At 43.0% G+C, this 22,096-nt stretch carries 20 protein-coding genes; 17 read left to right on the forward strand and 3 right to left on the reverse strand.

Going from position 1 to position 22,096, the window contains the following annotated elements; genetic code table 11:
• The first annotated feature begins 181 nt into the window (after positions 1 to 181).
• The 4 genes from pcrA to TZ97_RS02655 all read left to right on the forward strand — a co-directional run bounded on the left by pcrA (position 182) and on the right by TZ97_RS02655 (position 5,394).
• A complete protein-coding gene (gene pcrA / locus TZ97_RS02640; RefSeq protein ID WP_045760174.1) occupies positions 182 to 2,467 on the forward strand; it encodes a DNA helicase PcrA in 2,286 nt (761 codons plus the stop codon).
• Positions 2,468 to 2,835: 368 nt separating this feature from the next.
• A complete protein-coding gene (locus TZ97_RS02645) occupies positions 2,836 to 4,110 on the forward strand; it encodes a DUF2130 domain-containing protein (protein ID WP_045759278.1) in 1,275 nt (424 codons plus the stop codon).
• A 9-nt stretch (positions 4,111 to 4,119) separates the two neighbouring features.
• The gene (locus TZ97_RS02650) at positions 4,120 to 4,563 is read left to right on the forward strand and encodes a GNAT family N-acetyltransferase (RefSeq protein WP_024054685.1); all 444 of its coding nucleotides are present in this window, start codon (positions 4,120 to 4,122) and stop codon (positions 4,561 to 4,563) included.
• A 30-nt stretch (positions 4,564 to 4,593) separates the two neighbouring features.
• On the forward strand, positions 4,594 to 5,394 hold the full coding sequence (locus TZ97_RS02655; RefSeq protein ID WP_045759279.1) for an alpha/beta fold hydrolase: 801 nt from the start codon (positions 4,594 to 4,596) through the stop codon (positions 5,392 to 5,394).
• Positions 5,395 to 5,429: 35 nt separating this feature from the next.
• Here the strand turns inward: TZ97_RS02655 and TZ97_RS02660 are convergent, their stop codons facing one another.
• Positions 5,430 to 6,746: an FAD-containing oxidoreductase gene (locus TZ97_RS02660; protein ID WP_045759280.1), complete on the reverse strand. Its 1,317-nt coding sequence runs from the start codon at positions 6,744 to 6,746 to the stop codon at positions 5,430 to 5,432.
• A gap of 180 nt (positions 6,747 to 6,926) precedes the next feature.
• Here TZ97_RS02660 and truB point away from each other — a divergent pair, with 180 nt between their 5' ends.
• From truB to TZ97_RS02725, 13 genes are all read left to right on the forward strand, one after another.
• The gene (gene truB / locus TZ97_RS02665) at positions 6,927 to 7,823 is read left to right on the forward strand and encodes a tRNA pseudouridine(55) synthase TruB (RefSeq protein ID WP_045759281.1); all 897 of its coding nucleotides are present in this window, start codon (positions 6,927 to 6,929) and stop codon (positions 7,821 to 7,823) included.
• Between the two features lie 4 nt (positions 7,824 to 7,827).
• Positions 7,828 to 8,763, forward strand: a complete 936-nt coding sequence (locus TZ97_RS02670; protein WP_045760175.1) for a bifunctional riboflavin kinase/FAD synthetase — start codon at positions 7,828 to 7,830, stop codon at positions 8,761 to 8,763.
• Positions 8,764 to 9,071: 308 nt separating this feature from the next.
• Positions 9,072 to 9,473, forward strand: coding sequence for a Spx/MgsR family RNA polymerase-binding regulatory protein (locus TZ97_RS02675; protein ID WP_009732658.1), 402 nt, complete (start codon positions 9,072 to 9,074; stop codon positions 9,471 to 9,473).
• Positions 9,474 to 9,485: 12 nt separating this feature from the next.
• Entirely contained in the window at positions 9,486 to 9,764 is a 279-nt protein-coding gene (locus tag TZ97_RS02680) for a UPF0223 family protein (protein ID WP_031577056.1), read from the forward strand.
• Positions 9,754 to 10,524, forward strand: coding sequence for an inositol monophosphatase family protein (locus TZ97_RS02685; protein WP_031577054.1), 771 nt, complete (start codon positions 9,754 to 9,756; stop codon positions 10,522 to 10,524). Before TZ97_RS02680 ends, TZ97_RS02685 begins: the two co-directional genes overlap by 11 nt.
• A complete protein-coding gene (locus TZ97_RS02690; protein ID WP_045759282.1) occupies positions 10,525 to 11,829 on the forward strand; it encodes an RsmF rRNA methyltransferase first C-terminal domain-containing protein in 1,305 nt (434 codons plus the stop codon).
• Between the two features lie 106 nt (positions 11,830 to 11,935).
• Complete coding sequence (locus TZ97_RS02695; protein WP_045759283.1) at positions 11,936 to 12,802, forward strand: phosphate ABC transporter substrate-binding protein PstS family protein; 867 nt, start codon at positions 11,936 to 11,938, stop codon at positions 12,800 to 12,802.
• A 16-nt stretch (positions 12,803 to 12,818) separates the two neighbouring features.
• The gene (gene pstC / locus TZ97_RS02700; RefSeq protein ID WP_003003307.1) at positions 12,819 to 13,730 is read left to right on the forward strand and encodes a phosphate ABC transporter permease subunit PstC; all 912 of its coding nucleotides are present in this window, start codon (positions 12,819 to 12,821) and stop codon (positions 13,728 to 13,730) included.
• Entirely contained in the window at positions 13,720 to 14,604 is an 885-nt protein-coding gene (pstA, locus tag TZ97_RS02705) for a phosphate ABC transporter permease PstA (protein ID WP_003006597.1), read from the forward strand. The genes pstC and pstA overlap by 11 nt, the downstream gene beginning before the upstream one ends.
• Before the next feature lie 10 nt (positions 14,605 to 14,614).
• Positions 14,615 to 15,418 (forward strand): phosphate ABC transporter ATP-binding protein PstB, encoded by an 804-nt coding sequence (gene pstB / locus TZ97_RS02710; RefSeq protein ID WP_003011874.1) that lies wholly within the window; start codon positions 14,615 to 14,617, stop codon positions 15,416 to 15,418.
• Positions 15,419 to 15,447: 29 nt separating this feature from the next.
• Positions 15,448 to 16,206 (forward strand): phosphate ABC transporter ATP-binding protein PstB, encoded by a 759-nt coding sequence (gene pstB, locus TZ97_RS02715; protein ID WP_003003393.1) that lies wholly within the window; start codon positions 15,448 to 15,450, stop codon positions 16,204 to 16,206.
• Positions 16,207 to 16,218: 12 nt separating this feature from the next.
• On the forward strand, positions 16,219 to 16,872 hold the full coding sequence (phoU, locus tag TZ97_RS02720; protein ID WP_031577047.1) for a phosphate signaling complex protein PhoU: 654 nt from the start codon (positions 16,219 to 16,221) through the stop codon (positions 16,870 to 16,872).
• A 130-nt stretch (positions 16,873 to 17,002) separates the two neighbouring features.
• A complete protein-coding gene (locus TZ97_RS02725) occupies positions 17,003 to 19,546 on the forward strand; it encodes a M1 family metallopeptidase (RefSeq protein WP_045759284.1) in 2,544 nt (847 codons plus the stop codon).
• Between the two features lie 532 nt (positions 19,547 to 20,078).
• Here the strand turns inward: TZ97_RS02725 and TZ97_RS02730 are convergent.
• Complete coding sequence (locus TZ97_RS02730) at positions 20,079 to 21,356, reverse strand: sensor histidine kinase (RefSeq protein ID WP_045759285.1); 1,278 nt, start codon at positions 21,354 to 21,356, stop codon at positions 20,079 to 20,081.
• On the reverse strand, positions 21,356 to 22,066 hold the full coding sequence (locus TZ97_RS02735; protein WP_045759286.1) for a LytR/AlgR family response regulator transcription factor: 711 nt from the start codon (positions 22,064 to 22,066) through the stop codon (positions 21,356 to 21,358). The genes TZ97_RS02730 and TZ97_RS02735 overlap by 1 nt, the downstream gene beginning before the upstream one ends.
• Positions 22,067 to 22,096: the final 30 nt, after the last annotated feature.

A 22,096-nucleotide genomic window follows, 5' to 3' on the forward strand; every position in this document is an offset into this window, starting at 1 on the left:
TTCTGTAGATTTCCTCCTAAGCGAAAAACTTGGATCGTTGTTAATGAGGAAATATTAGTTCTTCTTAAGCCTTTATTATAGCCTTTTTGAGTGCAAAATTCAAATGATGCCAACTGTTTCCAAAAGGAGAAAGGGCGAAAATGTGGTATAATAGAACGATTGAATGAATGAGGAGTATGAGATGAATCCTTTATTGAATGGTATGAATGATCGCCAAGCAGAGGCGGTCCAAACGACAGAAGGTCCCCTCTTGATCATGGCGGGGGCTGGTTCTGGTAAGACACGTGTCTTGACCCACCGCATCGCTTACTTGATCGATGAAAAAATGGTCAATCCTTGGAATATTTTGGCCATTACCTTTACCAATAAAGCCGCTCGGGAGATGAAGGAGCGGGCTTATCAATTGAATCCAGCCACCCAAGATTGCTTGATTGCGACCTTCCACTCCATGTGTGTGCGCATCCTTCGCCGAGATGCGGATCATATTGGCTACAATCGCAATTTTACCATTGTCGATCCAGGAGAACAACGGACCTTGATGAAGCGGATCTTGAAGTCCTTGAACTTGGATCCTAAAAAATGGAATGAACGGACAATCTTGGGGACTATTTCCAATGCCAAAAATGACCTGATCGATGAAGTGGCCTACGCCGCCCAGGCTGGCGATATGTACACCCAGATCGTCGCCAAGTGCTATGAGGCTTACCAAAAGGAACTCCGTCAGTCAGAAGCAGTGGACTTTGATGATTTGATCATGCTGACCTTGCGTCTTTTTGATCAGCATCCAGATGTGCTGACCTATTACCAGCAGAAGTTCCAATACATCCACGTAGACGAGTATCAAGATACCAACCATGCCCAATACCAGTTGGTCAAACTCTTGGCTTCACGCTTTAAAAATATCTGTGTCGTTGGGGATGCGGACCAGTCTATTTATGGCTGGCGGGGAGCAGATATGCAGAATATCCTGGACTTTGAGAAGGATTATAAGGAAGCTAAGGTCGTTTTGTTGGAGGAAAATTATCGTTCCACTAAAACTATCCTGCAAGCAGCCAATGATGTCATCAAAAACAATCGCCACCGCCGTCCGAAGAATCTCTGGACACAAAATGAAGACGGGGAAGATATTGTTTATTATCGGGCTAATGACGAGCAGGATGAAGCAGTCTTTGTTGCTAAAACCATTGAAGAGCTCAGTCGCGAAGCTGGCTACAAGCACCGTGATTTTGCTGTTCTCTACCGAACCAATGCCCAGTCACGGACCATTGAAGAAGCGCTGCTCAAGTCCAACATTCCCTACACCATGGTGGGAGGCACCAAGTTCTACAGCCGGAAGGAAATTCGGGATGTCATTGCTTATCTGAACTTGATTGCCAACCTCAGTGACAATATCAGTTTTGAGCGCATTATCAATGAACCCAAGCGGGGAATCGGGCCAGGTACAGTGGATAAGATTCGTGACTTTGCCCAAATGCAAGAGTCTTCACTCCTGGATGCTTCAGCCAATATCATGCTCTCAGGCATCAAAGGAAAGGCCGCTCAAGCCATCTGGGACTTTGCCAATCTCATTCTTGATTTGAGAGAAAGATTGGACCAGCTCACCATTACAGAGTTGGTCGAAGAAGTCCTTGACAAGACAGGTTATATGACAGCCCTAACCAATCAGGGAAATTTGGAAAGTCAGGCCCGCATCGAGAATATCCAAGAGTTCCTATCTGTTACCAAGAATTTTGATGAAAATGGAGAGACCGTCGAAGACGAATCAGGTGTGGAAACCTTGAGTCGTTTCTTGAACGATTTGGCCTTGATTGCCGATACAGACGATGGGGCCCAAGAAACTTCAGAAGTCACCTTGATGACTCTTCATGCAGCCAAGGGATTGGAGTTCCCGGTCGTCTTCTTGATTGGAATGGAAGAAAATGTCTTTCCTCTTAGTCGTGCAGCAGAGGATCCAGATGAATTGGAGGAAGAACGTCGCTTGGCTTATGTGGGGATCACGCGGGCAGAGAAGGTTCTCTTCTTGACCAATGCCAACTCTCGTTTGCTCTTTGGACGGACCAGCTACAACCGTCCGACGCGTTTCATCAATGAAATTAGCTCGGATTTATTGACCTACCAAGGATTAGCCCGTCCAGTTAATACCAGCTTTAAGGCTTCTTATAGCAATGGAAGCGGAACGACATTTGGAAAAGGCATGAGCCTGTCTCAAGCCCTTCAAGAGCGCAAGAGACAAGCATCCCCAAGTGCTCTCACGTCATCAAGCCTACCTTTTGGTAATAGTAACCGAGCTGCTGCTAAAGAAAGCGTCGCTTGGTCCATTGGTGATATTGCCATTCACAAGAAGTGGGGAGAAGGAACTGTGCTTGAAGTATCTGGTAGTGGCAACACCCAAGAGCTCAAGATCAACTTCCCAGAAGTGGGTCTCAAGAAACTCTTGGCCAGTGTCGCGCCGATTGAGAAGAAATAAACTAAAGCCAGTAAGCTAAGTCCACTGTTTCAGATTATAAATAAGCAACATCTTTTCAGAAATCTAAAGTTATTACTGAATGAGACTATTGAAAAAAATATTTTGGAACTAGTGCAAAATAGATTGAGACTTTTCGCCGTGAGGAAAGCATCAGAAACGCATTAGTTTCTGGTGCTCGGTAGATTTGAGACGAAAGGCTCAAATCTAAGGTATGGAATCCCAAAGGGAGTCGCTACCGTCCGTCCTCACCTAAGGAAAGTCTCTATAAAAGAATGAATATTTACTTAAAACCAGCAAGCTTCGTTTGTTGGTTTTGATTTTACTGGTGGCATGATATAATATACTAAGAATAGAGAAAGAGGCATACTATGAACGAAATCAAGTGTCCCAACTGTGGGGAAGTCTTTACAGTCAATGAAAGTCAATACAGCGAACTCTTGTCACAGGTACGGACAGCAGAGTTTGACAAGGAAATTCATGAGCGAATTCGGCAAGAGTTGGCTTTAGCAGAGCAAAAGGCCCTTAATGAGCAGCAAGAGAAGTTAGCAAAGAAGGATCAAGAAATTGCTCAGTTACAAAACCAGATTCAACAGTTTGATACTGAAAAAGAATTGGCTAAAAAAGAGGTGGAGCAAACAGCTAGCCAAAGCTTGCTAGAGAAAGAAAAAGAAGTGCAAGCACTGGAGAATCAATTGGCCACCTTGCGCTTGGAGCATGAGAACCAGTTGCAAAAGACGCTTTCTAATTTGGAGAAGGAGCGTGATCAGGTACAAAACCAATTACTCCTTCAAGAGAAGGAAAATGAACTGTCCCTAGCTTCTGTCAAGCAAAACTACGAAGCCCAGCTTAAGGCAGCCAATGAACAGGTCGAGTTCTACAAGAATTTTAAGGCCCAACAGTCGACCAAGGCCATCGGGGAAAGTCTGGAACAGTATGCGGAAAGTGAATTCAACAAGGTTCGCAGTTTTGCCTTTCCAAATGCCTATTTTGAAAAGGACAACAAGGTCTCTGCACGTGGGTCTAAAGGCGACTTTATTTTCCGCGAGTGCGATGAAAATGGGGTGGAGATTATCTCCATTATGTTCGAGATGAAGAATGAAGCTGACGGGACAGAGAAGAAGCATAAGAATGCGGATTTCTACAAGGAATTGGACAAGGACCGTCGAGAAAAGAACTGTGAGTATGCGGTTTTAGTGACCATGCTTGAAGCAGATAACGACTACTTTAACACAGGGATTGTCGATGTCAGCCACGAGTATGAGAAGATGTATGTCGTCCGTCCTCAGTTCTTTATCCAGATCATTGGGCTCCTGCGTAATGCGGCCCTTAATTCCCTTAAATACAAGCAGGAATTGGCGCTTGTCCGTGAACAAAATATTGATATTACCCACTTTGAAGAGGACCTAGATGCCTTTAAAGTAGCCTTTGCTAAGAACTACAATTCGGCTTCTGTCAACTTTGGCAAGGCTATCGATGAAATCGACAAAGCCATCAAGCGGATGGAAGAAGTCAAGAAATTCCTCACCACATCAGAAAACCAACTTCGCCTCGCTAACAACAAGTTGGATGATGTTTCCGTTAAAAAATTGACTCGGAAAAATCCAACTATGAAAGCGAAGTTTGATGCCTTGAAGGAAGACTAGGAGGCTTCTATGCAGATACGAAAAGCAACCATGAAAGATGCGGAAGTCTTACTGTCTTTATACGAAGACTTGGGCTATCCAACGACCGCTTCTAAGCTGTCTCGACGCTTAGAAATGATTCTTTCTCAACCACATTATGGCTGTCTTTTAGCTGAAAGAAACGGAGAAATTTTAGGTTTCTTAGGTTATGCAAAACTCTTCTTTTTTGAAGCAGATGGGTCTTACTATCGTATTTTGGCTTTGTCAGTTGCAAAAGAAACAAGACGACAAGGAATTGCTAGTAGGCTAATCGATGAATTGAAAAAACAAGCGGTAAAAGAAGGAGTAAAGGCACTGGCTCTAAATAGTGGATTAACCGCTGAACGAAATGCTGCACATCAGTTTTATCAGGCAGTTGGATTTGAAAAAGTGACTGCCGGCTTTGCTCTGCATTTAAAAACTCAACATGAATAAACATGATAAAATAGGAGAGAAAACGAAGTAATGTCTTCGACAAAAGGGAAAACCTTATATTTTAACGAAAAGAGCATGGACTATGTAACATTTGGAAAAGGTAAACAGCCATTAGTGATCATACCAGGATTGGGGGATGGATTGCAGACGGTTAAAGGTATGGCTATGCCTTTTTCAATCACATACCGTATACTTGCCAAACGTTACAAAATCTATGTTTTTTCTCGAATCAATGAGCTGAGACAGGGCTATACAACGCGGGATATGGCAGCAGATGTAGCAGAAGCAATGGAGGCGCTGAACTTAGATACATCTTATGTTATGGGGATTTCGCAAGGTGGAATGATTGCCCAATGGTTGGTAGTGGATTTCCCTGAAAAGGTTCAAAAGCTCATCTTAGCCGTGACTACTGCAAAACCTAGTCAACTTGCTAGAGAGCGAATTGAGCATTGGCAAAAGCTTAGTCAATCTGGAACTTTTAAGCATCTCATGCTGGATATTGCAAAGCACTCCTATACGCAAATGAGCTATCAAAAGTGGCGGTTGCTTTATAATATCATGGGTCGCTTGGGGCGAATCAAAGATGAAAATAGAATAGCCATTCAGTCTCAGTCTTGTCTTACTCACGATAGCCTTGAGGTCTTAAAGGAAATTCATTGTCCGACCCTGATCCTTGGTGCCCTTGAAGATGATGTGATTGGTGTGGACGGATCTAAGGAACTAGCAAAAGCGATTTCGGATTGTCAACTCCTCATTCTTAAGCATTCTGGGCATGCTCTTTATGAAGAAAATAAAGTATTTCAAGAGGCTGTCTGTAAATTCTTAAACTAAAAAAAGCTGGAAAATTCCAGCTTTTTTTATGCTATTTAAATCGCAAAGAGATCGTTTAGGTTTTCTGCCATGGTTGGGTGGGTAAAGATTTGTTTTGCGATGTAAGTATAAGGGATCTTGTTGTCCATCGCCATGGTGATCAGGTTGATAAGTTCGCCTGCAGCTTCTCCAAAGAGCGTCGCTCCATGAATTTCTTTGGTTTCTGGGTTGACCACGGCTTTGAAGGCCCCTCGGAGGTCTGCATTGACATGTCCGCGTGGCATGGCAGCAACTGGCAATTCTTTAACAGCAACTGGAAGTCCTTTGTCACGTGCTTCTTGCTCGGTCAAGCCGACTTGGGCAAGTGGAGGAGCAATAAAGAGTGTTGTCGCATAATTTCTACGAGTTTCAAGATTGTAGCTACCATCGCCTGTAAGGTAGTTGAAGACAATGCGGAAGTCATCGAGTGACATGTAGGTGAATTGAGGACCACCATTGACATCGCCAACTGCAAAGACACCAGGGACGCTGGTTTCTAAATGACGGTTGACTTGAATCGCTCCACGATCAGTGACTTGAATATCTGTGTTTTCAAGACCAAGTCCAGCTGTGTTTGGCTTACGACCTGTTGCGTAGAGAAGGATATCAAACTCGAAGTCTCCCTTATCTGTGACAACCGTTAAGCTGTTTTGGCCATCTTTGATTTCTTGGGTATGAACGCCTTGCAAGAATTGAATGCCATCTTCTTCAAGGTAGCCTTTTGCAAGAGCTGCAATGCTTGGCTCGATCCGTGGCAAGAATGCTTCAGAAGCGTCTAGTACCGTTACTTGGCTGCCCAAGGTATTGTAAAGGTGGGCAAATTCCAATCCGATTGGTCCACCACCAAGGACACCGAGGCGTTTAGGTAGGTTTTCCAAACGTTGAATACCGGTTGAATCCACGGCAAATTTACTTTCAGCTAATCCTGGGATCGGAAGGACATTTGGCACAGCACCAGTATTAATAATAATGGTTTCAGCTGTCAATTCTTCCTTTTCCTCACCAGCTTGAATTTCGATGACCTTGTTAGAAACGAAACGAGCCGTCGCATCGATAATGTCTACACCAGTTCCAGCAATCGTTGCGTAGTTCTTACCATTGAGACGAGTAGTGACTGCATTTTTCTCATTCATGGCTTGCTCAAAATCCAAGCCTTTTTCTGCTGCAACAATCAAGGTCTTGGTGGGAATACAAGCGATATTGATACAAGTACCACCGTACATAGATTTGCTCTTTTCAATCAGAGCGACTTTTTTTCCTTGGCTTGATAATTTCGCTGCGAGTGTTTTACCAGCTTTACCAAATCCAATCACAATAACATCATACATTAACATATGTTACACCTTCTTTCGCTTTCTATTGTATCAAATCCATTTTAAAAAGTCTGAAATCTGCTACGGGATTTTTTAGGAGCTCATGAGAAGGGGGAAAGAGGGACAAGAAGTCTTGTTTCATGGTATAATAAAGGGTCGGTGGCCCGGATGGTCACACAAGAGTTAGAAAGAGCAAATCAGATGGACGGAATTATCAATGTAAAAAAAGAAGCAGGCATGACCTCACATGATGTGGTCTTTAAACTGCGAAAAATCTTAGGAACTAAGAAGATCGGCCATGGGGGAACGCTGGATCCAGATGTGGTGGGAGTGCTTCCGATTGCAGTTGGAAAGGCGACCCGGATGGTCGAATTCATGCAAGATGAAGGCAAGGTCTATGAGGGAGAAATCACTTTGGGCTTTTCTACCACGACGGAGGATGCCAGCGGGGAAGTCGTAGAGCGGACCCCAGTGGAAGCATCTTTAGATGCAGAAGAGGTGGACCGCATGATTGCTCAAATGGTGGGAGAAATGGAGCAGGTACCGCCTATGTATTCAGCGGTCAAGGTCAATGGACGTAAGCTCTATGAATATGCGCGGGCAGGAGAAGAAGTGGAACGCCCTGTCCGACAGGTAACCATTTATGAATTCACACGCACCAGTGAGATTAGCTATGAAGAAAGTCTAGCCCGTTTTCGTTTCCGGGTTAAATGCAGTAAGGGCACCTATATCCGGACCTTGTCGGTGGATTTGGGTCAAAAACTGGGCTACGCAGCCCATATGTCTCATCTGACACGGACCAGTGCTGCCGGTTTGTCACTGGAAGATGCCCTGACCTTAGAAGAGGTGGCTGAAAAAGTAGGGCAAGGAGATTTGAGCTTCCTTCACCCACTTGAAATTGGCACCGGGGATCTGGAAAAAGTAGAGCTGACAGTAGAAGAGGTTGGCGAAGTCCAAGTGGGACGCTTTATTCCAGTTGAGAGCGAAGCCAGAGAGTTAGCTGCGTTTTACCAAGGGAAATTGGTAGCCATTATGGAAAAAAGGGAAGAACTTTACAAACCTCGCAAGGTTTTTCTGACAGAAAATGTGTTACAATAAATTCATGAATATTCGTACGATAACTACTGCTAACCAGATCCATTTGGAGAATGAGACAGTTTTGGTTCTGGGCTACTTTGATGGCCTGCATCTGGGGCATCAAGAACTCTTTAAAAAGGCGCGTCAGATAGCGGATGAAAAAGGCTTGAAGGTCGCTTTGTTAACCTTCCCTGAATCTCCTAAGTTAGCCTTTGTTCGCTACCAACCAGAATTACTACTTCATTTGCAGAGTCCTGAGGATCGGTTCCAAAAATTAAACGAACTAGGAGTGGATGAGCTCTTCCTCATTGATTTTACGACCGATTTTGCTTCTAAAACTGCGAAAGAATTTGTTGATCAATTTGTCAAAGCATTGAGGGCCCGAGTTTTAATTGCTGGATTTGATTATAGTTTTGGCTCTGATAAGAAAACGGCCTCTGACTTATCTGCTTATTTTGATGGTCAAGTGGAAGTCATTTCTCCTGTATTGGATCAGGGGGAAAAGGTTAGTTCGACCCGAATTCGTCAAGCTGTCCTAGAAGGACGCGTCCAAGAAGCTGCCCGTCTACTTGGTCACCCTTTATCCAGTCGGGGCATCGTCGTGCATGGGGATGCGCGTGGCCGCACCATTGGCTATCCTACTGCCAATTTAGCACCGATTGACCGGACCTATTTACCATCAGATGGGGTTTATGTAGTTGATGTCGATTTTAAAGGGCAGATCTATCGAGGCATGGCTTCTGTTGGCAAAAATGTCACCTTTGATGGAAAAGAGCTTCGTTTCGAAGTCAATCTCTTTGATTTTTCTGGAGATATTTATGGCCATACTTTGACCATTCATTGGTTGGATAAGATACGGGAAATGGTCAAATTCGATGGGATCGATCAACTAGTGGCTCAATTGAAAGAAGATGAAGCAGTTTCACGAAACTGGACCAAGAGAGTGGGACAGAAGTCCTAGCCTCTCAATTGTTTTTGGATTGTCGAGCAAGACGCAGTGGTTGAGTGTGCTCTACTACGCTGATTTCATCAGCTTTTACAGCCCTACTCAACTGTGCGGAGGTGGGACGACGAAATCGAATTCTAACGAATTACCGATTTCTGTCCCACTCTCTTTTTTCGGGCTTCTTCTTGGGGAAAATGAAAGGGATTTCTTTTTTCCACTGAAATTCAGAAAAATCGTCGAGAAATCAAAAAAGCGCTTTTCAAGCACCTATTTTTTTTGTATAATAGAGTCAGATAGTTATATATAAAAAAGAAGTGAAACACATGATTACATTATTTTTATCACCGAGTTGTACATCATGTCGAAAAGCTCGGGCTTGGTTAAAAAAGCACGATGTTCCATTTAAAGAACACAATATTATGACAAGTCCTTTGAGCAAACAGGAGTTGACAAGTATATTGGCCTTGACCGAAAACGGAACAGACGACATTATTTCAACTCGTTCAAAAATTTTTCAAAAATTGGATGTTGATGTTGAAGATTTATCCATCTCAGCCTTGATCCATCTGATTGAGGAAAATCCTAGTCTCTTGCGGAGACCGATTATTTTAGATAACAAACGTATGCAGATTGGCTTTAACGAAGATGAAATTCGGGCCTTCTTGCCACGGAGTTATCGCAAACAAGAGTTACGCTCTGCCACTCTAAGAGCAGAAATAAACTAAGAAGTATGTCGAATGCAAAAAAATTATAGTTACCCACTGGACTTATCGTGGAGCACTGAAGAGCTTGCTTCAGTGCTTTCTTTTTTCAATAAAGTTGAAGAAGCTTATGAAAGTAAGGTAGAGGCCAAAGAATACATGGAAGCCTACCGCGCTTTTAAGAAGGTCGTACCTAGTATCGGAGAAGAAAAGCGTCTTGGACGGGAGTTCGAAGAAGTGAGCGGTTATTCTCTCTATCGTGCGACCCAGACTGCAAAGCAAAAAGAGGAAGGATGGTTTTCTCTTGAAGAATAAATTAGAGTTTGCCAAACAAATCGTTTTAGAGGCTGGAGACTACTTGCGTCTTCATCTCCATGATGACTTGATGATCTCAAAAAAGACTGGGCCGACAGATTTAGTCACCCAGATGGACCAACAGGTTCAAAAGGATTTGGTTGAAAAAATCACACATCGCTACCCAGAAGATCGGATTTTTGCGGAGGAAAATGGCCTTCGTTCCCCAATTTCAGAAGGATCCGTTTGGGTGATTGATCCTATTGATGGGACCAATAATTTTGTGACCCAAAAGGAAGATTTTGCGGTGATGGTGGCCTATTTTGAAGACGGAATTGGTCAGTTTGGCCTGATCTACGATGTGATGCGGGATCACCTTTTTTACGGGGGTGGAGAATTCCCTGTTTATCGCAATGAGGTTGAACTGACGCCCTTTGTGGACCAACCTCTGGAAAACCTTTTGATTGCTTCAAATGTCGGCATGCTTGAGAAAAATGACTGGGGCATGGCCGATCTTGGTATGGACTCTCTTGGCATTCGGGTCTACGGAAGTGCCGGTATTAGTTTTTCAAAAATTCTCTCAGGTGGGATTCTAGCTTATTTTAGCTATATCTGGCCTTGGGATTATGCCGCAGCTGCGATCATGGGGGAACAGTTGGGCTATACCGTTTTAAATCTAAATGGAGATAAACCTAATTACCAGTCAGTGGAACCCATTATGATGGTTCCAAAAGTGAAGTTAACAGAAATTCAAACCTATCTTAAGAAAGGGAGAAGTTAAATGAATTTTCCCAATGGTTTTAAAGAAAAATACCAGCATCTTCTAGGTGAGGATGCTGCTGCTTTTTTTGCGACCTTTGAGCAAGAAGCAGTATCGGCCTTTCGGACTAATCCTTTGAAAGAAGCGCAAAAAGCATTTGATGATCCGATTCCCAATACCCCTTGGGGCCATTATGGAAAGGTCTCAGGAAAATCCATTGAGCACGCAACGGGCTTGGTCTATTCGCAAGAGCCAGCAGCTCAGATAGTGGCCCAAGTCGCTCAGCCGAAGCCAGGGATGAAGGTCTTAGACTTGGCCGCAGCTCCTGGTGGTAAGACCACCCAACTCTTGTCTTATTTGGACAATCAGGGACTCTTGGTCTCCAATGAAATCCACAAGGGCCGCTCGAAAATTCTTGTAGAGAATGTCGAACGCTTTGGTGCCCGAAATGTGCTAGTAACCAATGAGTCTGCCGATCGTCTGGCCAAAGTTTTCTCAGGCTTTTTTGATCTGATTGTACTAGACGCCCCTTGTTCAGGTGAGGGGATGTTTCGTAAGCAACCCGATGCCATGGACTATTGGTCTGTCGATTACCCTCGAGAGTGTAGTCTTCTTCAAAGAGAAATTCTAGAGGATGCTCTCAAGATGTTGGTTCCAGGTGGTTCCTTGGTTTATTCAACCTGTACCTGGGCTCCTGAGGAAAATGAAGAGATCGTATCCTGGCTCTTAGATAATTTTGATCTAGAATTGGAAACGATCGAGAAGATCAATGGTATGGCAGAAGGCATTGACCATCCAGAAACGGCGCGCATGTATCCTCATCTCTTTAAAGGGGAGGGACAATTTGTTGCTAAGTTCCGTTATCTAGGAGAGAATCGTCCTGCTAAAATCCCTTCCAAAAAGGACCAATTATCTGCGGAGCAAAAGAAATGGTGGCAGGAGTTTGCTAAGAAACACTTGAAGATCACTCTAGAAGGTGTCCTCGAAACCTTTGGGGACGAACTCTACTTGGTTCCACTTGGTTTACCAGATTTGCGTAAAGTAAAAATTGCCCGAAATGGCTTGCACCTAGGGACCTTCAAGAAAAATCGATTTGAACCTAGTTTTGCCCTTGGTCTAGCATTGAGACCGAGTGAAGTCAAAGAGACCGTTTCGATCACGTCTGAAGACTTTGTTCATTATGTTGCGGGAGAGACGGTTCAATTGAAGGAAACGCATCCAAATGGATGGTACCAGGTCCTGGTTGAAGGCAATGGTTTGGGCTTTGCCAAAGTGACCGGACAGACCCTGAAAAATTTCTATCCAAAGGGCCTTCGTTTTAGGTAAAATGCTGGGCAAAGAACTCGTTCTATGATATAGTGGGAGTACAGGTTTTTTTGAAAAAACTTGTCAAAATCATAAGTGAAATAGTGAAATATCAAGGAGACATGATTTGAAAAAGTCTAAAAAGCTGATCCTAGGACTAGCGACGATCGCATTAGCAGGAAGTTTATCTGCTTGTGCTTCTTGGATCAATCGCGGAGAATCCATCACTGCTGTCGGATCGACTGCCTTACAACCCTTGGTTGAAGGAGTAGTAGATCGCTACATTGAAGAACATCCTGGTAAGATTGTAAATGTACAAGGAGGAGGTTCTGGTACAGGACTTTCACAAGTTCAATCAGGCGCTGTGGACATCGGAAATAGTGACCTCTTTGCAGAGGAAAAATCTGGGATCGATGCCTCTAGTCTGGTCGACCATCAGGTAGCCGTAGCAGGAACAGCCATCATTGCCAATAAAAATATCTCAATCGACAATTTGACAACGGAGCAATTGCGAAAGATCTTTACGGGTGAATATACCAACTGGAAGCAATTGGGAGGTCCAGATCTTGAAATCACGATTGTGAACCGGGCGGTTGGTTCTGGTAGCCGAGCTGTCTTTGATGCCATTATCATGGATGGCAAACAACTCAAGCAGGCTCAAGAGCAAGACTCTAATGGAATGGTGAAAAACATCGTTTCTCAAACGCCAGGAGCCATCTCTTATCTAGCCTTTACCTATTTGGATAGCAGTGTCAAAACCATGAAGCTTAATGGCTATCAACCAACCAAAGCCAATGTTGTCAACAATAACTGGCCAATCTGGTCCTACGAACACATGTATACCAAAGGAAAACCCAATGAGTTGTCTAAAAAATTCATTGACTACATGATGACCGATGAGGTTCAGCAAAAGGTTGTTGGTAAGATGGGTTATATCCCGATCAATGACATGAAAGTCACCCGTGATTTAAAAGGGAATGTGTCAAAAAAATAAAAGAATTAGGTAAAAAATGAACGAAGTAGCAAAAAAAATGCTGACGAAATCAAAAAACTCCCGCCTAGAAAAATTTGGGAAAACCATTACTTTTTTATGTATGAGTTTGATTGTTGTCGTCGTTGCCATGATTTTGATTTTCGTGGCCCAAAAAGGTTTATCGACTTTCTTTGTCAATAAAGTCAATATCTTTAGTTTTCTATTTGGGAGTACTTGGAATCCTGCTGCAAAGGAATTCGGAGCCCTACCAATGATTCTAGGTTCCTTTATTGTAACCTTGCTTTCTGCCCTCTTGGCAACGCCGTTTGCCATTGGTGCAGCAGTTTTCATGACAGAAGTCTCCCCCAAAGGAGCTCGTTTCTTGCAACCAGCCATTGAGCTCTTAGTGGGGATTCCTTCAGTTGTTTACGGATTCATTGGCCTTCAAGTGGTCGTCCCATTTACGCGTAGTCTCTTTGGAGGGACTGGTTTTGGGATCCTCTCAGGGGTCTTTGTCCTCTTTGTTATGATCCTGCCAACTGTTACCTTTATGACGACCGATAGCCTCCGAGCTGTGCCCCGTCATTACCGGGAAGCTAGTATGGCTATGGGTGCGACACGCTGGCAAACCATTTGGCATGTCACGCTCAAGGCAGCCCGCTCAGGAATCTTTACAGCGGTTGTCTTTGGTATGGCGCGTGCCTTCGGGGAAGCCTTGGCTATCCAGATGGTGGTCGGAAACTCGGCAGTGGTACCAACCTCGCTCACTACACCAGCTTCCACCCTCACCTCTATTTTGACCATGGGAATCGGAAATACCGTCATGGGTACGGTCAATAACAATGTTCTTTGGTCACTCGCCTTGGTATTGCTCCTCATGAGTCTTGCCTTTAACAGTGTGATTAAACTGATTACGAAAGAAAGAGGTAAGAAGAACTATGCACGCTAAACGAATGGATAAAATTGCGACAGGAGTGCTGTATGCTATTTCCGGGATCATCGTTGCGATTCTTGCCTCATTGATCCTTTATATCTTGGTCCGTGGCTTGCCCCATGTATCTTGGCACTTCTTGACTGGGAAATCTTCTTCTTACCAAGCAGGAGGAGGGATCGGAATTCAATTGTATAATTCCTTCTTCCTCTTGGTCATTACCTTGGTGATTTCCTTCCCACTTTCTCTTGGAGCTGGGATTTACCTCTCTGAGTACGCTAAAAAAGGTCGCTTGACCAATTTGGTTCGTACCTGTATTGAGATCTTGTCTTCTTTGCCATCTGTCGTTGTAGGTCTCTTTGGTTACCTGGTCTTCGTTGTCCAGTTCAAATACGGATTTTCGATCATTTCAGGGGCCTTGGCCTTGACCGTCTTTAACCTGCCACAGATGACCCGCAATATCGAAGATAGCTTGCAGCACGTTCACCATACGCAGCGCGAAGCAGGTCTAGCACTGGGCTTGTCTCGCTGGGAAACTGTGATTCATGTTGTGGTACCAGAAGCTCTTCCAAGTATTATCACCGGGGTCGTCTTGGCCTCTGGACGGATCTTTGGGGAAGCTGCTGCCTTGATCTATACTGCAGGTCAATCGGCTCCAGCCCTTGATTGGTCAAACTGGAATATCTTTAGTGTGACCAGCCCGATTTCGATCTTCCGTCAGGCTGAAACCTTGGCTGTCCATATCTGGAAGGTCAACAGTGAAGGGACTATTCCAGACTCGATCGAAGTCTCAGCTGGTTCTGCCGCAGTTCTTTTGATCTTTATCTTGATCTTTAACTTTGGAGCTCGCAAACTCGGAAGTTACCTCCATAAAAAACTAACATCTGCTTAAAGGAGAAGAAATGTCAAAATACAATTGGGATGAGAGACACATCATTACTTTTCCTGAAGAAAAGGTGGTTCTATCGACCAAAGATTTGCATGTCTATTATGGAACGAACGAGTCCATTAAAGGCGTCGACATGCAGTTTGAAAAGAATAAGATTACAGCCTTGATCGGTCCTTCAGGATCTGGGAAATCAACCTACCTCCGTAGTTTGAACCGGATGAATGATACCATCGATATTGCGCGTGTAACGGGTGAAATTTGGTATGAAGGAATCGATGTTAATCGTCCAGATATCAATGTTTATGAAATGCGCAAGCACATTGGGATGGTTTTCCAACGGCCCAATCCTTTTGCCAAATCGATTTATAAAAACATCACCTTCCCGCATGAACGCGCTGGGGTGAAAGACAAGAAGATCTTGGACGAATTGGTCGAAACTTCTTTGAAACAGGCAGCTCTATGGGATCAGGTCAAGGATGATCTTCATAAATCAGCCTTGACACTTTCAGGTGGCCAACAGCAACGGCTCTGTATCGCGCGGGCCATCTCTGTGAAGCCAGATATCTTACTCATGGATGAGCCAGCTTCAGCGCTTGATCCGATCGCAACAGCGCAATTAGAAGAAACCATGCTTGAGTTGAAGAAGAATTATACCATTGTCATCGTGACCCACAGCATGCAACAAGCAGCCCGTGCTAGCGATTATACCGGTTTCTTCTACCTAGGAAACCTCATCGAGTACGATAAGACTTCGAATATTTTCCAAAATGCGAAATTGCAATCGACCAACGATTATGTATCGGGTCACTTTGGATAAAGTAAAATGACAACAAAAAGGAAAATAGAATGACAGAACCAATTTTGCAAGTCAAGGACTTGTCGGTTTATTACAATAAAAAGAAGGCGCTAAATAGCGTCTCCTTGGACTTTGCTCCAAAGGAGATCACAGCCTTGATTGGTCCTTCAGGATCAGGGAAATCTACCCTTTTAAAAGCCATTAACCGCATGGGCGACCTCAACCATGAGGTCACCACTACAGGAACCATCCTCTACAATGGACATAATATCTACGGACCACGGACCGATACGGTCGAATTGCGTAAGGAAATCGGAATGGTCTTCCAACAGCCCAATCCTTTCCCAATGTCCATTTATGATAATGTGACCTATGGCTTGATGATTAATGGTGTCAAGGACAAGGCTGTCTTGGACGAAGCAGTTGAAACCTCTTTGAAACGCGCATCCATCTGGGATGAAGTCAAGGATCGCTTGCATGATTCAGCTATCGGACTTTCTGGTGGTCAGCAACAGCGGGTCTGTGTGGCGCGGGTCCTTGCGACCAGTCCAAAGATTATTCTTTTGGATGAGCCAACTTCAGCGCTGGATCCAATTTCAGCTGGCAAGATTGAAGAAACCTTGTATGGACTAAAAGACCGCTACACCATGCTCTTGGTGACACGTTCCATGCAACAAGCAAGTCGGATTTCCGATAAAACAGCCTTTTTCTTGGATGGGGATTTGATTGAGTACAATGACACCAATGAAATGTTCTTGAACCCAGCTAAGAAAGAAACAGAAGACTATGTCTCTGGTAAATTTGGATAGGAAGAAAATAAAATGTTACGAGTTCAATTTGAAGAAGATTTAGAGAAGTTGCATAACCAGTTTTATGCAATGGGAAATGAAGTGTTGAGTCAGATCAACCGTACGGTCCGTGCTTTCGTGACCCATGACCGTGAATTGGCCCGCCAGGTCATCGAAGATGATGCGGAGATCAACGACTACGAAGTGAAATTAGAGCGTAAATCCTTTGAGATTATTGCCCTTCAACAGCCCGTTTCACAAGACCTTCGTGTCGTGATGACTGTCTTAAAAGCGGTCTCTGACTTAGAGCGGATGGGTGACCACGCAGTATCAATTGCCAAGGCAACCATTCGCATGAAAGGGGAAGTCCGTATTCAATCTGTTGAGGAAGAGATCAGCAAGATGGGCCGTGAAGTCAAAGATTTTGTCGAAGCGACACTAGATGTTTACCTCAAAGGCGATGTGGATTTGGCCTATGAAGTTGCTTCACGAGACGAAGTCATCAACCATTACTTCGATAGCATCCAAGAATTAGCAACAGAAGAAATTCGGAAAAATCCAGAGTCCATCGTGACCGGACGGGATTATTTCCAAGTGATCAACTTCTTGGAACGCATCGGAGATTATGCAAAAAACATCTGTGAATGGGTGGTTTACTTCGAAACAGGTAAAATTATCGAAATGTAAGATCATGGAGTCTTTTCGATATCAGACGGGCATTCTAATGCTTGTCTTTTCTTTTATCTTAACTTTGTGATAAAATAGTTTTATTAGGGCTTTTGATTGGGAAAGCATGAAACATTTAAAGGAGGAAATTATGCAAGCAGTTGCACATTTTGTAGAAACATTCGTTCCAGAACATTACGAAGTGTTTTTGGATTTAAGTCGTAAAACCAAGACCTTTAGCGGTCGTGTGGTGATCACAGGTCAAGCCAAGGCGGACAAGATCTCGCTTCACCAAAAGGATTTGACCATCGAAACAGTAGAAGTAGCCGGTCAAGCCCGTCCATTTACGATTGATGATGCCAATGAAGCAGTTTATGTTGAATTGGAAGGCACAGGTCAAGTGACAGTTACCCTGACCTATTCTGGTAAGATCACAGACAATATGACTGGGATTTACCCATCTTACTACAGTATTGATGGTGTGAAGAAGGAAGTCCTCTCTACTCAGTTTGAGAGCCATTTTGCGCGTGAAGCCTTCCCAAGTGTGGATGAGCCAGAAGCTAAAGCAACATTTGATCTTTCTTTGAAATTTGACCAAGAAGAAGGTGAAATTGCCCTTTCAAACATGCCTGAAATTGATGTGGAAAACCGCAAAGAAACAGGTATTTGGAAGTTTGACACAACTCCTCGCATGTCTTCTTACCTCTTGGCCTTTGCGGCTGGAGACCTCCAAGGAGTGACAGCTAAGACTAAGAATGGAACCCTTGTCGGAGTCTACTCAACAAAAGCTCACCCATTAGAAAATTTGGACTTCTCATTAGATATTGCCGTTCGTGCTATTGAATTCTACGAAGACTACTATGGCGTTAAGTATCCAATCCCTCAATCCCTTCATATCGCTCTTCCAGACTTCTCTTCAGGAGCGATGGAAAACTGGGGCTTGGTAACCTACCGTGAAGTTTATCTCCTTGTAGATGAAAACTCGACTGCCCAAAGCCGTCAAACAGTAGCCTTGGTGGTGGCTCACGAATTGGCTCACCAATGGTTCGGAAACCTCGTGACCATGAAATGGTGGGATGACCTCTGGTTGAATGAAAGTTTTGCCAATATGATGGAATATGTCAGCTTGGATGCTATCGAACCAAGCTGGAATATCTTCGAAGACTTCCAAACAACCGGTGTGCCTGCTGCCTTGAAACGCGATGCTACAGATGGCGTTCAATCCGTCCATGTGGAAGTCAAACACCCTGATGAGATCAACACCCTCTTTGACCCAGCCATCGTTTACGCCAAGGGTAGCCGTCTCATGCACATGCTTCGCCGTTGGTTAGGCGATGACGCCTTCCGTAAAGGCTTGAAGATCTACTTTGAAAAACACCAATACAGCAATACCATCGGTCGTGACCTTTGGGATGCTCTTGGGCAGGCTTCAGGTCGTGATGTCGCAGCCTTTATGGATTCTTGGTTGGAGCAACCAGGATACCCTGTTGTCTCAGCTTCTGTGGAGAACGATACCTTGATCATCCGTCAAGAGCAGTTCTTCATCGGAGAAAGAGAAGAAAAAGGCCGTAAGTGGGTTGTTCCATTGAATAGCAACTGGACAGGTATTCCAGATACCTTGGATACAGAAGTCTTAAAGATTCCAAACTACAGTGCCTTGAAAGCAGCTAACAGCGGTGCTCTTCGCTTCAATACAGAAAACACAGCTCACTATATCAGTGACTACCGTGGGGAATTGTTGGAAGACATCCTTGCTGAACTTGCTAACTTGGATAGCACTTCTAAACTGCAAGTGGTTCAAGAACGCCGTCTCTTAGCGGAAAGTGGTCAAATTTCTTATGCAAGCCTCTTGCCAGTAATTGAACACTTAACAGAAGAAAGTTCCTACTTGGTTGTTTCAGCTGTTTCGAGCGTATTAGCTGGAATCAGTCTCTTTGTGGATGAAGGAACTGAAACAGAAGTGGCCTTCCATGAGTTGTTGAAACGTTTGAACCGTTACAACTTTGAACGCTTGGGTCTAGAAGCTAAGCCTGGTGAAACAGAAGAAGACGAAAAAGTTCGTCAGCTAATGATTGCTAATATGATCAAGGCCAATGATGAAGCTGCAAAAGCTCAAGCGAGCGCTATCTTTGAAGCGCATGCCGATGATTTGGAAAAACTTCCAGCTGCCATCCGCTTGCAAATCTTGGTCAACCAAATCAAGCACCAGGAAACCAAGGCGCTTAGCCAACAATACTTAGATACCTATGTAAAGACAGTTGATGGAAACTTTAAACGTCAGTTGGCGGCTGCACTTTCTTATACCAAGGATAAGGAAACTTTGGAAGCTCTATTGAAGGAGTGGAAGAACAAGGATGTGGTGAAACCACAGGACTTGGCTATGAGCTGGTACTACAACTTCTTGCACGATGACTTTACCCAAGGAAGAACTTGGACTTGGGCGCGTGAAAACTGGGATTGGATCAAGAAAGCACTCGGTGGTGATATGAGCTTTGATAAGTTTGTCATCTACCCAGCTAACTGTTTCAAGACCCGTGAACGGTTAAATGAATACAAGGCCTTCTTTGAACCTCAATTGGATGATATGGCGATCAGTCGTAATATCAAGATGGGAATCAAAGAAATTGCTGCTCGTGTGGATTTAATCCAACGGGAAAAAGCAGCAGTAGAAGCTGCTATCCTTGCGACAAAATAGATTGAAAAAAGATGCTACAGAATTCATTCTGTAGCATCTTAGAATGTAGACAACGTCATCTTTGAAACTTTCCTTAGGTGAGCACGGACGTCAGCGAACTTCTTTGAAGTTCCATGACTTAGTTTTGAGCCTAAGGTCTCAAAACTCCCGAGTGCCTGAAACAATTGTGTTTCAGGCACTTTTCTCACGGCGGAAAGTTTCAGTGTATATTTGATTGAGACTTAAAAAATATATTATTTTAATTTTTGGGGCATCATTTAGGTTGGTTAATGATAGTTTAACTACATCCTAATGGAGTGGGAAAGAAGTCCTCTCTTTTCAATTTTTCCACCCCCGCATAGATACAACAGTCTGGAAGAGTGTTGGAGGTTGCAGATAAAGGAAATACTGTTTGCGTCACCTCAAAGCAGTGCTATGAGCAATCAACCAATGTGTCAAACTGTTATTTCTATCTAACTTCAAAGGCTGGACAGATTTTGCCCAGCCTCTTTTTTATAAATGACCTGAATAAGACCTCAAAGGAGAAGAATCATTAGTTTACTGGACTTGGTAAGAGGATCTCCGTTCGATAATGGCCATTTTCTTTGAATCGTTTGATAGTTCCTTGGTATTCTTGTACTAGGGCATCAACGTTTCGCAAGCCCCAACCATCTCTTTGACGTGTTTTACGAGTCTCTTGTTCCTGTTCATTAAAGGTATTGTTGATCGAAATAAATAGATTTTGTTGAAAATAACGTATATTCAGAGACAATGTTCTCTCTGATTTATCAGTCAATCGAAGACAGGCTGAAATACTATTATCCAAACAATTTCCTAAAATAACAGCTAGAACATCTGGCTGAATAGATAGTTCTTGTGGGATAAAGCAGTTAATATCCAATTCAATTTCATCTTCCACATCGTGCAGTTTTTGATTCAGTAAATAATTAATCGTTGGATTTTTGGAGTAAAAGGTTTGTTTTCCTGAAATACTATCGGTTAACGATTGAAGGTACTCTCTAGCCTCATCAGGATTTTCTTCTAGAAGTGCCAAGAGGGTTAAATGTTTATTTTTTAAGTCATGCCGAAGACTTTGCAATCGTTGGTATTCTTCTTGAGACTGCTGTGTTTCCCTTAATTGGAATTGAAGTTGTTCTTTATCTAATTTATTTTGATAATAAGCGTGCTGTTGTTGAGAAAGATGTAAGGTAAAATAAAGCGAGGAAAACGACAATACAATAAGAGACAAGAGTGAAATGACAGAAAGATAATCTGGTCCAAATACTTGCCCTTGAATAGCAGATACAGTAAATGCAAAAATAATCGATAAAATCGGCACGATAAATTGATAAAGCCAATTTCTTCTAGATGTTGCCATGTTTAACTTTTGATGTGTTCGAAATAGCTGTCGAAGAACAAGAGTGATCACAGTTGAAAAAAGAAAACTGATGGCAAGGTAACCACTAATCAGTTCTATATTTTTCGATACTTTTGACAGTGGAAGAAATAGTTGGATAGCTTGATTGAGGACAGCTCCGGCCAATAATGTCAGGCTTGTTTGTAAGAATATCCAAAAGGAAGAATCACGAAAGGAGTAGCCAAAATAGAGTCCTACAAGAGAGGATTCTACAATACTCAGGAAGAGATTGCTAACTAAAAACACGCGACTTTCTAAAAATAGAAACACAAGAGCCACATGAAAAAGAAAGCAACAACAAAGGACTAATAGTGTCTCTTTTGAATGTTTACTTTTGGATATTGACCTATAAAATAAAACACTTGCTAGAAATAAGTCAAACAAGATACTAATGATCCGCAATCCTATTAGCATTAGAAATTCCTTTCACTGAGATAGTTATAGTATTTTTCTTTAAAAGAAGACTGGAACTTACGACTAATTGGAAGTGAATGCTCCTCGGTTCCATTGAGCAAAATAGTTACTGTTTTCGCATCAAAATCTTTGATATATTTGGGATTTACAATATAAGAAGCATGAATTTGAATAAAATAATCAGGTAGTTTATCTAAAATTTCTTGAGTTTTCAGTAAGGACTTATAGGTATCTGCTAGTGTGTAAATAAAAACGGAACGCTTATCTTTCTCAAAATAGGTAATGTCACTTAAAGGAATAGAGTAACTTTGTTTTCCAAATGAGAAGTTAAAGATGGTTTGTCCTAAATCTAAATAACGCAAGATCCTATCTAATACCTTATTTAACCTTTGGGGTTCAATGGGTTTTACTAAGTAATCAAAAGTCTGTACTTCAAATACTTGTTCCATGTAATAACGATAGCTGGTCACAAAAATAATGGGGATAAAAGGATTGAACTGACGAATTTCACGTGCAAGGTCAATTCCAGTAATTTGTGGCATATCAATATCCAAAAAAACACAATGCGTATACCTTGTTAACTGTTCTAGCATTTTTTGTGGATTTGTATATAGTTTTGTTTCTACAGGAACCTTGTCGTAAGAAAGTAAATACTGTTCTAACTGACTAGCATCTCTAGTTGAGTCATCACAAATAACGACGTTTAACATAAGTCCCCCTTATCAAATTGAGTTGGCTAA

The organism is Streptococcus parasanguinis, from assembly GCF_000963275.1.
GTDB lineage: Bacteria > Bacillota > Bacilli > Lactobacillales > Streptococcaceae > Streptococcus > Streptococcus parasanguinis_B.